Origin of the sequence: Solirubrobacter pauli (assembly GCF_003633755.1) — a bacterium.
In the GTDB taxonomy this organism is placed as follows: Bacteria; Actinomycetota; Thermoleophilia; order Solirubrobacterales; family Solirubrobacteraceae; genus Solirubrobacter; species Solirubrobacter pauli.
This window is the reverse complement of sequence record NZ_RBIL01000001.1, coordinates 3,255,805-3,267,997: the sequence shown is the minus strand read 5'-3', so window position 1 is coordinate 3,267,997 and position 12,193 is coordinate 3,255,805. Positions and strand designations below refer to the sequence as shown.

7 protein-coding genes are annotated in these 12,193 nt (G+C 71.7%); 3 read left to right on the top strand and 4 right to left on the bottom strand.

Features of this window, described 5'->3' with window-relative positions; translation table 11 throughout:
- A complete protein-coding gene (locus C8N24_RS15310) occupies positions 1 to 222 on the bottom strand; it encodes a hypothetical protein (protein ID WP_121251149.1) in 222 nt (73 codons plus the stop codon).
- 195 nt (positions 223 to 417) lie between these two features.
- Between C8N24_RS15310 and C8N24_RS15305 the strand changes: the two genes are divergently transcribed.
- A complete protein-coding gene (locus C8N24_RS15305) occupies positions 418 to 2,658 on the top strand; it encodes an OmpA family protein (RefSeq protein WP_121251147.1) in 2,241 nt (746 codons plus the stop codon).
- 3 nt (positions 2,659 to 2,661) lie between these two features.
- Entirely contained in the window at positions 2,662 to 3,159 is a 498-nt protein-coding gene (locus C8N24_RS15300) for a hypothetical protein (protein WP_121251145.1), read from the top strand.
- 33 nt (positions 3,160 to 3,192) lie between these two features.
- Here the strand turns inward: C8N24_RS15300 and C8N24_RS15295 are convergent, their stop codons facing one another.
- Entirely contained in the window at positions 3,193 to 4,167 is a 975-nt protein-coding gene (locus C8N24_RS15295) for a helix-turn-helix transcriptional regulator (RefSeq protein ID WP_121251143.1), read from the bottom strand.
- Between the two features lie 88 nt (positions 4,168 to 4,255).
- Here C8N24_RS15295 and C8N24_RS15290 point away from each other — a divergent pair, with 88 nt between their 5' ends.
- Positions 4,256 to 4,678: a VOC family protein gene (locus C8N24_RS15290; protein ID WP_121251141.1), complete on the top strand. Its 423-nt coding sequence runs from the start codon at positions 4,256 to 4,258 to the stop codon at positions 4,676 to 4,678.
- Positions 4,679 to 4,737: 59 nt separating this feature from the next.
- On the opposite strand, the gene C8N24_RS15285 is transcribed toward C8N24_RS15290, so the two are convergent.
- Both C8N24_RS15285 and C8N24_RS15280 read right to left on the bottom strand, forming a co-directional pair.
- Positions 4,738 to 7,542 (bottom strand): ThuA domain-containing protein, encoded by a 2,805-nt coding sequence (locus tag C8N24_RS15285; RefSeq protein ID WP_147447819.1) that lies wholly within the window; start codon positions 7,540 to 7,542, stop codon positions 4,738 to 4,740.
- A 177-nt stretch (positions 7,543 to 7,719) separates the two neighbouring features.
- Positions 7,720 to 11,997, bottom strand: a complete 4,278-nt coding sequence (locus tag C8N24_RS15280; RefSeq protein ID WP_170179122.1) for a ThuA domain-containing protein — start codon at positions 11,995 to 11,997, stop codon at positions 7,720 to 7,722.
- Between the last annotated feature and the right edge of the window lie 196 nt (positions 11,998 to 12,193).

Below are 12,193 nucleotides of genomic sequence, written 5' to 3'. Positions count from 1 at the left end.
TCACGGGTGGTTGACCGGGCCGCCCAGACGGTCGGCCGCCGCGCGGTCGGCGCGCGCGCCGGCGGCGCGGACGCGCTGGGCGTCGGCGCGCGCAGCGGACGCACCCGCGGCGTCCCCCATCGACGTCGCCCGCTCGGCCCGATCGTCCGCGAGCTCGGCGCTCACGCGCAGGACCTCCGCGAGCCGCTCGTACAGGTAGCCGGCATCGGCGACGGAGTACACGACCCACCACCTTCATCGTCGCGGCGCCGTGGCGACGGCCGCGCGGTCCGATCGCGGACAGCAACGGAGCACACGCTGACGTCGGACCGGCGCGCCGCAGCCCCGCATGGGTGCCGGCGCCCATTCAAGTTGCCCCGGAAACGGACGAGGACCAGGGTGTCCACTTCTGACCGACTGCGAGTCCCCTCCCCCCTCATGTCCTTCTCCTTCTCACGTCTCGGCATCGCCGTCGCCGCGGCGGCGACCGCGCTGCTCGGCGGCGCCTCCCCCGCCCTGGCCAGCCACCTCCAAGGCGGCTCGATCTTCGCCGAGGTCACGGCCGCCGGCCAGCTCAAGGGCAGCCTCACCTACGCCGCCATCGCCACCTGCACGGTCGGCCAGCAGAGCACCCAGTACGTCACGGTGGTCTCGCCGACGAGCCAGACCGCCAGCGTGAGCGTCCCCGTGGTCGCGACCCGGTGCATCACGGGCTCGGCGACCTACAAGGGCGACTTCGAGGTGCCGCTCGACACGTCGACGTTCAACCTCGGCGCGCCGGACGGCGAGTACCTCGCGTACTGGACCAGCAGCGCCCGCACGGCCGGGATCCTGAACCTGGCCAACTCCTCGTCGGGCGCCGTCCGGTTCGAGACCAAGGTCCGCAAGGTCGCGATGCAGGCCACCGCGGCGCCGAAGTTCGGCTCCAACGTCGCCAACGGCATCGGCATCGGCACCGAGTACGTGCAGAACCTCAACGCGAGCGACCCGGACGGCGGCACCGTCGCCTACCAGACGCTGACCAAGCCGGGCGACGCCAACGGCCCGGACACCGACGTCATCACGCTCTCGCAGACCGGCCGTGTCTCCATCCCCGCCGCGACCACGGCGACCTACACCGGCGGCAACCTCTTCATCTACAAGGTCCGCGCGACCGACGCGCAGGGCGACTACTCCGAGCGCGACGTGCTGCTCAAGGTCGCCTCGAGCAACGCCGCGCCGACGATCACCGGCCTCGACGCGAGCTACAGCGTCAAGGACGGCGGGCAGCTGACGATCCCGTTCACGGCCACCGACCCGAACGGCGGCGACACGGTCAAGATCTCCACCGGCACGCTGCCGTCGTGGGTGACCGTCAACACGACGCCCGGCAACCCGGCCACCGGCACGCTGGTCGCCAACCCGCCCGCCGGCGTGTCCGGCACGTTCGGCATCAACCTCGACGCCGAGGACGACAGCACCGACGTCGTGCTCACCGGCGCCGCGTACACCGAGATCAAGGTCGGCGCCCCGGCGCCCGTCAAGCCGACGATCACGGGCTCTCCGGCGGCCGTCGCCCGCACCGCGACGTTCACGTTCACCGGCGGCGACAGCTACGAGTGCCGGATCGACGGCGGCGCGTGGGTCGCCTGCGCGAGCCCGTTCACGCCGACCGGCCTGGCCGACGGCACGCACACGTTCGAGGTGCGCAGCAACGGCTCCGAGCCGGCGCAGGTGAGCTTCACGCTCGACGGCACCGCTCCCGCCGCCCCGACCGTGCTCGCGGGCCCGGACTCGGCGACCTCCGAGAAGCGCGCGAAGTTCACCTTCACCGGCGAGCCGGGCGCGACCTTCGAATGCCGTTTCGACGGTGGCGCGTTCGCGCCCTGCACGAGCCCCGTCACCTACGACAAGCTCAAGCTCGGCAAGCACACCTTCGAGGTGCGGCAGACCGACCTGGCCGGCAACGTCTCCGCCGTGGTCACCGAGCGCTTCACGGTCGTCAACGCCAAGCTCGACGTGGACACCCGCAGCGGCAAGGGCTCCAAGGCCACGCCGGTGCTCTCCTCCACGGTCAGCGCGTCCAACCACTCGGCCCAGCTCGGCTGCCGCGTCCCGGGCGCCGCGATCAAGAAGTGCGTCATCAAGGCCTACGCCACGGTCGACGGCAAGAAGATCCTGATCGGCACCGGCACGACGACCGGCACCGGCAAGAGCGAGCGCGTGGCCGTCAAGGTCAAGCTCAACGCCCGCGGCCGCGCCCTGGTCAACCGCGTCGGCGGCGTCAAGACGTCGTTCCAGCTCGACGCCACCACGGGTGATTCGCGCGTGCGCGCGAAGACGGTCGCCCGCATGCTGCCGTCGCGCACGCTCGTCGTCCCCGGCGACGGCCTGTTCGCGTCCGGCTCGGCCCAGCTCAGCGAGCGCGGTCGCCGCTACATCCGCGCGCTGGCTCCGCAGCTCAAGGAGGCCAAGGCCCTCACGTGCGTCGGCCACACCGACGCGGTCGGCTCGCCGGAGCTCAACAAGGACCTCGGCCAGCGCCGCGCCGAGGCGGTCTGCGGCTACGTGCGCAAGCTCGGCGTCAAGGCCAAGTGGAGCGCGTCCAGCGCGGGTGAGACCCGTCCGCGCGCGACGAACGCCACCGACGCCGGCCGTTCCCTCAACCGTCGCGTCGAGATCGACGTCGACTACCGCTGAGCGATGACCGGCGCCCCCATCTCACCGCGCGCACTGGCGACGGCCGTCGCCGCGCTCGTCGCGCTGCTCGCGGCGGGGGTGCTGACCCTCGGGGTGGGCGGCGCCGAGCCGGCGGCCGCCCAGCCCGGCTGCAGCTCGGGCCCGTTCGTGTTCGACGCCGCCGAGCAGGGCCGCCAGCGGGCCTTCGAGGCCCGGCTCGGCCAGGGCGCGGACCTGCCCGCGCTCGGCTTCCATACGACGGCCCTGGACGTGACGGCCACCTTGCACGCCGCGACCCACGCGTACGTGGTGGTCTTCTACCGCCCCGGCAGCGAGACGCCCGCGCTGAAGGCGCTGGCGGCCGACGCCACCGCGTTCAAGGTCCCGCTGATCGTCGCCCCGCGCGAGCAGCAGGCCGCGCTCGTCGCGATCGCGCAGGGCACGCGCCTGGAGTGCGCCGCGCCGCGCGTGGACTCGGTGCGCGCGCTCGCCGCGGGCATGTACGCGGACCTCGCGGCCTAGCCGCCGATCGCCTCGCGAGCGGGTGACGTCCGGTCACCCGCTCGCCGTGGCGGCGTTGCGCGCGGCCAGCTGCGCGAACGCCCGCCGGAGCTCCGGGGGCTCGACGACCTCGACGTCCGCGTCGAAGCGGTTCAGGGACGCGGCGAGCGCGATCCACGACCACGAGCCCGTCCGCAGCGTGCACCGGTCCTCGCCGACGGCCTCGACGACGCCGTCGCCCGCGAACGGCGCGACCTCGCCGACCGGCCGGCCGAGGATGACCGTGCCGGTGCACGGCCACCGGTCCTCCTGCTCGGAGCCCTTGAACCGGGCCGACACGAACCCGGCAACGTCACCGCCGGGCAGCGCGCGGGGCGCGAACCGCGGGCCCGTGTGCGCGCGCGGGGAGACCCGGTCGGCGCGGAAGATCCGCCAGTCGTCGCGCTCGAGGTCCCACGCGACCAGGTACCACCGGCCCTGCGCGGTGACGAGGTGGTGCGGCTCGACCGTGCGCGGGAGCGCCGGCCGCGCACGGGCTTCCGGACGGCCGCCGGCGTAGTCGAAGCGCAGCACCTCACGGGCGCGGATCGCGGTCGACAGCGCGACCAGCACCTCGGGGGACACGGCCCCGGCGTCCGATCGCGGGCCGATCGCCGTGAACGACAGCGCGTCGAGGCGGTGCCGCAGCCGGGAGGGCATCACCTGGCGGACCGTGCTCAACGCGCGCAGCGCGGCCTCGGCGACCTCCGCGCCGCTCACCGACGCCGCCTGGAGCGCGACGGCCAGCGCGACCACCTGCTCGTCGTCGAGCAGCAGCGGCGGCAGCTCGCTCCCCGCCTCCAGCCGGTAGCCGCCGTCCGGCCCCATCGTCGCGCCGATCCGGTAGCCCATCGCGCGCAGCCGGTCGACGTCGCGGCGCACGGTGCGGTGGGTGACGCCCAGCCGCTCGGCCAGCACGGACCCCGGCCAGCCGCGGCCGGTCTGCAGCAGCGACAGCAGCTCGAGCAGGCGCGAGGTGGTCGTCGTCATGCGCGCAAACCTACCTCGTGTATAGGACCAGAGCGGTCCTATACGGGTGCGACGGTGGTGGTCATGAGCATCAAGAGCACTCCCCCACCTGAACTTCCGCGGCGACGCCCGGGCGGCGCTGGAGCACTACGGCGCCGTCTTCGGCGGTGCCGTGACGATCGCCACCTACGGCGACTTCGGCATGCCGCCGGACGCGCCCGGCGCCGACCGCGTCGTGTTCGGCCTCGTCGAGCGCGCGGACGGGTTCCGGGTCATGGCGTACGACATCCCCGGCGAGACGGGCGGGTCCGCGAACGCCGGCGGCACGCGCCGCGAGCACGGCGTCACGCTCACCGACCAGCCGTTCTTCGTGTCGGTGCGCGGCGAGACCCTGGACGAGGTGCAGGGGTACTGGGACCGGCTCGCCGTCGACGCGCACGTCGTGGAGCCGCTGGCGGCGTCGGCCTGGAGCGCCGGGTTCGGCATGCTCACCGACCGCTTCGGCGTGACCTGGATCCTCGACGTGCAGTGAGGCGACGGCGGCGTCGCGACGGCCACGTGCGGGCCGTCGCGACGCGTACCCCGCCTAGGTCAGGGGGTCGTGGTGGACAGCGTGTAGGTGAACGTCTTCGAGTAGCTGCCGGTGCGCAGCGCCTCGTTGACGCCGATCGCCTGCGCGTACGACAGCGTCACCTCGTCGTTGCTCACCGGGCCGCTGTAGGTCAGCACGGGCGTCGGCGCCGACGTGCCGGCGACGTTGGCCAGGGCCGCGCCCGCGCCGGCCGCCGAGGTCGCCTTGACCTGGACCGGGCTGGCAAGGGAGAACGAGCCGTTGACGAGCTTGCCGGTGGCCGTCGGGGAGGCGTCGGCGACGCTCAGCGTCGCGTCACCGGCGGTCGAGATCACGGTCGCCTTCGAGCCGGCCGTGTACGTGGTCGCGACGCCGGGGACGAACGCCCCGAAGCTCGGCGGGGTGCCGAGCGCGAGCGACAGCGTGGCCGGCACGGTGCCGGTCGCGCCACCGCTGACGTCCTGCGCGCCGAGCAGCACGAGCATCCACTGCTTGAGCTCGGCGGCCTTGGCCACGAGCTTGCCGCGGGAGGCGGCGTCGCCGCTGGCCGGGTCCTGCGCCAGCGTGTTGAGCGCCGCGATGTCACCCAGCGAGGCCGAGATCTGCGCCTTGTCGAGCGTGTTGTACTTGTCGAAGGCGGCCTGCACCGCGGTCGTCCCCGCCGTGGCGGCGGCGTCGGTGATGCCACCCGAGGCCTTCAGCGTCGCCAGCAGCGTCTTGACCTCCTGGTGGCTGACGCAGTTCGCGTACTTGAGGCCACCGGCGGTCAGGATGCCCTGGTAGAAGCTCTCGCGGAACCACGCGGTCTTGTAGAGCTCCCAGTTGTGGCCGAGCACCTGCGACCACTCGCGGCCGCCGTCGTAGTTCGAGCACCAGGAGATCGGGTGATCGCCGCCCTCGAGCTGCCCGGCGGACGCCGACACGCCCATCGCGGTCTTGTAGGTGTCCTCGTTGAGCGTCTGCAGCACGTGCACGTAGCCGCGCGGCTTGCGGTCGAAGTGGTAGAGCTCGTCCGCGACCGCCGCGACCTTCGGGACGCCCGCGGCCGCCATCGACGGGTGCGACGGATCCTCGTTGGTGACCTCGACCCAGTAGCAGGAGCCGCAGTCGGTGCCGAAGCCGCTCTGGTTGGAGGGGTGCGAGACGAACAGGCCGCCGAGGAAGTCCTTGTACCAGCCCCAGTTGTGGAGCGAGTCGTTGGCGGCGTGCGACGCGATGTAGCCGCCGCCGGCCTGGATGTACTGCTGGAACGCGAGCTGCTCGTTGACGACCGTGCCGTCCTTCATCTTGTAGGCCGGGTTGAGCACGGTGTTGCCGACCGACGAGTCGCCGATGATGACCTTGTACTGCGCGAGGTTGGCGGCGCTGGAGAACGGCGTGTCCGCCGGGCCGGCGTTCGGGTACTGCGGGTCCCAGACGTCGACGTCGAAGTTCTTCTCGCGGCCGAGCTCCTGGATCATCACCTCGGCGTCCTCGATCGCCGGATGGCGGAACGAGCCGTCACCGGCGCGGTTGGAGAACACCAGGACCTTGAACGCCGGCTTGGCGTTGCGCACCGGCGCGGACGGCGGCACGAAGAGGTGGCGCGGCTGGCCCGTGGCGGGGGCCTCGGTGACGCCGAGGTCGGCGGGCGCCGGGTCGTCGGCGATCCCGCGGAGCTGACGGATCACATCGTTCGTGTCGGTGATGAGCGTGTTACGGGCCGCCGCGTTGGCGACGGTGCCGAGCTGGCCGCGGAAGGCGTCGAGCGCGCTGATCGCGGCCACCTTGTCGCCGCCGTCGCTCGCGGCCTTGGCCTGGGCGACCTGCGCCCGGAGCGTCGTGACCGTCGCCGCGGGGATGGTCCCGGTGGTGCCCCACTTCGCGAGCAGCGCGTCGAGGTCGGCGATCGAGGTGGTGACGAGGAAGGTGAGCGTGACCTTGTTGCCGTTGCCGGCGTTGTCGGTCATCAGCAGCGTCCACGTGTGCTTGCCGAGCGAGAGCTTGGAGGCGTCGAGCGGCAGCGGGTACGCCCACTGGCCGTCGAGCCACGTCTCGCGCACCGCGGTGCCGCCGGAGCCCGGCGTCGGGTCCACGCGCGTGACGCTGACGTTGGCGGCGCCGTGGCCGATCCGGTTGTTGACGACCTGGGCCGGGAACGTCGCCGTCGGGCGGCGCGTGTCGATGTTGACCGCGACCGAGCGGAACTGGGGGTAGGTCGTGACCGCGGCGGCCGCGGCGTGAGCCTTGGTGAGCGGCGCGGACAGCGTCACGTTCGGGTTGGGTGAAGCCGGGGCGGGCGAGGGGATCGACGCGATCCGCACGCTCTCCTCGTTGGCCGTGCCCGGCTCGAGGACGACCTCGTCGCCGACGACGCGGCCGCTCGTGCTCGCCAGCCGGACGGCGGTCGCGCCGGCCGCGGCGGCCTGGTTGAGGGTCGTGTTGGCAGCGGTGCCGCGGGCGATGTTGCCGGCCGCGTCGAACGCCCGCACGCGGACGCTGTTCTGGCCCTCGTTGGTGATCGGCGTGGTCGAGCCGCCGGTGGCCGGCAGGCTGACCCAGGTGGCGCCGGCGTCGAGCGAGTACTCGAGGCGCGTGACCCCGACGTCGTCGGTGGCCGACAGCTGCAGCGTCACACCGGCGGCGGTGAACCAGTTGCCATTGCCGGTCGAGGTCGAGACGGGCGCGACGCCGTTGACGGGGTCGCCGTTGCGCTGCGCGGGGGCGGACGGCGTGTTGCCGACCGACACCACGGGCGGGCTGGTGTCCGTGGACTGCGCGCCGGCGGGCGGCGCGGCGATCAAGACGGCGCCGACTGCGGCGGCCGCTGCTGCACGTATGAACAACTTCTCACTCCTGATGGACTTTTTTTTGGCGACGGCGAGATGAACGCCAGAGGCGTCGGCCGCCCGCCGCGGCCGACGCTCTGGACCGACGGACCCCGACGGGGAGAGTGGTGTCGGGGTCCGCTCGTCGTGGCACCACGCCCGCCCACGGACGTGGTGCCACAACGGTTTGGGGAACTACGGGGTCGTGGTGGACAAGGTGAAGGTCAACGCCTTCGAGTAGCTGCCGGTGCGCAGCGCGTCCTTCTCACCGATCTGCTGCTGGAACGTGACCGTGGCCGAGTCGTTGGTCACGGGCGCGCCGTAGGTCAGCACGGCGGTCGGAGCCGAGGCCCCGCCGACGTCGGCGAAGGCGCCGCCGGTCCCGAGGGGGCTGGCGGCCTTCACCTGCAGCGCCGCCGGCAGCGCGAACGCGCCGTTGACGAGGTGGCCGGTCGCGGTCGCCGACGGGTCCGCGACGCTGAGCGTCGCCTCACCCGCGGTCGAGATCACGTTGGCCGTCGTCGACCCGGTGTACGGCTTGGCCACACCCGGGACGAACGGCCCGAGCGTCGCCGGCGCGCCGAGCGTGAGCGACAGCGTGCTCGCGACCGTGCCGCCGGCGTCACCGGTGGTGCTCGTCGACTGGACCGTGACGCCGTTGCCGCCGAACTCGAGCCAGTTGAGGTTGAACAGGTTGTTGCCCGTGGCACCGCCCGTGACCGTGCGGAACGTCAGGAACAGCTCGTGCGCGCCGGCGTTGACGTTCGCCAGCGGCACGCTCGTCGTGGCCCACGTGCCCGTCCCACCGGTGGAGGTGAGGTTGGCCGTGGCGATGACGGGACCCGTGATCGAGTCCTGCCGCAGGTCGATCGCCACCAGCGGGCTGCCGGCGGTGCGACCCGCCGCCGCGTCCGCGTAGCGGAAGTCGACCTTGTCGATCTGCTGCAGGTTGATCGGGCCGTTGAGCTGCAGCCAGTCGGTCGCCCCGATGCCGCTGCGGTGCACGCCGGCGCCGCCGTCGGTGTTGGACGCGGTGGACGTGCCGGCCTGGTTGAGGACGAACTCGACCTCGGTGTGCTTCTGCCGGATCTGGTTCTGCCCGTAGCCGGTCAGCGACGGCGCGGCACCGCCGGAGCCGCCCTTGTCGGCGTACTGCGCGCTGATGATCCCGAAGACGTTGCCGCCGTGCGACACGTCGGCGGCGATCGTCTGCAGGAAGCCCGTGCAGCCGTTGCCGGTCTGCTCGCCGTGGCCGTGCGAGTCGTGGCCGAGCACGAACGTCACCTGGACGTCCTTGCAGTCGATCGACGGCTCGTCGGGATCGGTGACGACGACCTTGTACTGGATCGTGTCCCCGAAGGTGAACAGGCCGCCGGCGATCGGCGCGATCACCTGGACCGTCGGGGCGGTGTTGCCCGCGGTGATGATCGTGCTCGTCGCGGTCTTCTGGCCGGACGAGTCGTAGACGGTCAGGACGGCGTTGTAGCGGCCGGCCTTGGTGTAGACGTGCGACGGGTTGGCTTCCTCGGAGATCGGCGAGCCGTCACCGAAGTCCCACTCGTAGCGGATCGAGTCGCCCGGGTCCGCGTCGCTGGAGCCCGAGCCCGTGAACTGGACCGTCAGCGGCAGCGCGCCGTCGGTCTTGTCCGTGGACAGCACCGCCTTGGGCGCGCGCTGGCCCTTGACGTAGTCGAAGCGGTACAGGCCGGCGTCCGGGTTGGCGGCGTAGTAGCTGTCCCCGTACGTCATCAGGTACAGCGAGCCGTCCTTGCCGAACTGGATGTCCATCGGGTTGTCGCACTCCATGTCGAATGCGGGGTTGGCGATGTTCGCCTGGCCGCAGTCGAGGAGGCTGTTGATCTTCAGGATCCGGTTCTGCGCGTCGAGCTTGATCTCGCGCAGCGTGTCCTGCGTGTACTCGCCCAGGAACACCGAGTTGTCGTAGTAGGCCGGGAACTTCTTGGTGGCCGGGTTGCTCGCGTCGAAGTGGTACTTGACCGCGCCGTGCGGGCCGACGCCGCCCGTGTAGAGCTCGGGGAACAGGCGCGGGCACTCGGTGGTGGAGCCGGGCGCGATCGGGCCGGGCGTGGGCGCGTAGTACGCGGCGCACGGCGTGCCGAGCGGCTGCGTCGTGTTGTTGTCGCGGTACGAGTACCAGATCTCCGGATCGGTCACCGGGGGCAGCTCACGCAAGCCGGGCTCGAAGCTCGGGCCGCCGTCGCGCACCCAGCGCGAGTCGTTGATCAGCTTGTCGGCGCCGCAGTCGATCGGCGTCGGCGTGCTGTCGAGCGGCGTGCCCAGCGAGGTCGTGCCGGGCGCGAACTCGCGGAAGTTCCAGCGGTAGTAGCCGAGGTCGTGCTTGTAGCAGAGGGGATAGCCGTAGTTGGCGGGCTTGCGGACGATCTCCATGCGGCCGGTGCCCGACGGGCCGCGGCCGCGCTGCGGCGTCTGCGCGTCCGGCGAGTAGTCCGTCACGTAGGCGACGTCGTTCTCGTCGACCTGCAGGCGGAACGGGTTGCGGAAGCCCATCGCGTAGATCTCGGGGCGCGTGCGGTCCTGCGGCGCGCCGCCGACGAGCGGGAACAGGTTGCCGGAGGGCACGGTGTACGCGCCGGCCCCGCCGCCGAGGTCGGCCTTGTTCGCGTCGGTCGCCCCGATCGAGTCCTTGACGTGGATCCGCAGCAGCTTGCCGCGGAGGTCGTTGGAGTTGAGCGTCGAGCGGCGGTCGTCGCCGGTCGGGCGCTGGTACCAGCCGCCCACCTGGGCCGTGGTCGTCGCCACGGTCGGCGCGTTGCCGGTCAGCGCGGTGCCCGAGGCCGTGATCTGCGCCTGGTCGGACTGCTGCAGCGCGCGCCGGAAGAACACGTTGACGTTGCCGGTGTTGACCGGTCCGCCGCTGGTCTGGATGTTGTTGGCGCCGACGTTCGAGAGCGCCTCGAGGGCGGCGTCGACCTGGGCGGCCGTCGCGTTGTAGGCGAGCGGCTCGGTCGTCTGACCGTTGAACGTGAGCGTGAAGGTGCCGCCGGTCGCGTTGGTCACGCGCACGGTCTGCTGCTCGTCGAGCAGCTGGTCCTCGAACGGGCCGTAGCCGTTGGCGTCGATGCCCGGCGCCGGCGTGTCGTCACCCGTCGTGATCCACAGGTTGTTGTGCTTGTCGAAGTCGATGTCGCCCGCGACGTGGCAGCACTCCTGGCGGTTGTTGCTGACCCGCAGGATCTGCTGCTCGGAGTTCAGGTCGAGGGAGGGCGCGTTGACGCCGTCGTCGACGAGCTTGAAGCGCGAAAGCTGGAAGTAGCCCACGTACGGGTCCCACGCCGTCGGCGAGGCGGCCGCGTTGGGCGCGTTCGTGTTCGGCGTGGTCTGCGTGACCACGTCACCGGTCGACAGCTTCACGTTCGTGACCGTCTGCGGCGAGTAGTAGAGGTAGACCCAGTGGTTGGTGGCGAAGTCGTTGTCGACCGCGCCGCCGTACAGGCCGTCCTCCTGGTTGGTGTAGATCCGCATGGTCGACGGCAGGCTCGCCGAGGCGAAGTCGGCGAGGACCGTCGTGGTGCCCTTGACGGGGTCGTGCAGGCGCACGGTGCCCTGACGGGCGGTCTGGATGATGCGGCCGTCCGGGAGCTGGTCGAAGCTGACCGGCTCGGCGAGGTTCGGCGGGGCGGAGATCTTGGTCTCCTGGTAGTTCGCGCGGACGGTCGCGCCGCAGTCGCTGTAGACCGGGCTCGACTGGCCGGCGGCCCAGGCGATCGCGCCCTTCAGGTGCGTCGTCAGGCCGGCGTCGAAGCTCTCGGGCGTGTTGCCCAGGCCGGTGTAGAACGCGCGGCCGCCCAGGTAGTCCTTGCAGAACGAGATCGGGTGGTTCGCGCCCATCGTGCCGCCGGCGATGCCGTCGAGCACCTGGCCCTGCGGCTGCGGACCGAACGGATCCTCGACCACCGACGCCAGCACGTGCGAGAGGCCTCGCACGTCCTTCTTGAAGTTGTAGAAGGCGTCCTTGCGGTCCCAGTACTCCGGCAGGTTCTTGCTCGCGTCATGAACGCGGTCGAAGACCTTCACGGTGCCGGTCTGCACCTCGGTGCGACCCGAGGCGCGGGTGCCCAGCAGGTTGTCGAGGAACGACCAGCTCGGGTCCGTCTCGACGGCGGAGCCGACGCCGACGAAGCCGCCGCCTTTCTTGAAGTAGCCCTCGAACGCCGCGCGCTGCGCGTCGGTGAGCGGGCTCGCCTGGCCCGTGTCGAGGAAGACGACCGCGCGATATGCGTCCAGGCCGGCGGCCGTGAACTGCCCACCAACGTCCGCCGGGGCGGGCGCGGTGACGCTGAAGTCACCACCAGCCGCGTTCTTGATCGCCGCGATGCCCGCGGCGCTGAGATCATCGTTCGCACTGGTGACGACGAGGACCTTGTATGGGTCAGCCGGCGCGGCCTTGGCACTGGCGGCCGCCGTCGACGGCGTCAGCAAAGCCAGCCCCATGAGTGCCAGACTCAGGCGCTTCGTACGCATCCCTCTCCTCCTGTTGGTGGCGCGCAGGCGCGGCGGAACATCCGCTCTGGCCCGACGAGCGGCGTTCTCTCAGACCCTCCACGCTGCGACGGCGAGACCGTAGAGCGGATTAAGCGCCCCTGTCAACGAATTCCGTGAGAGCGCTCTCATGAAAAACGGGGCCCTG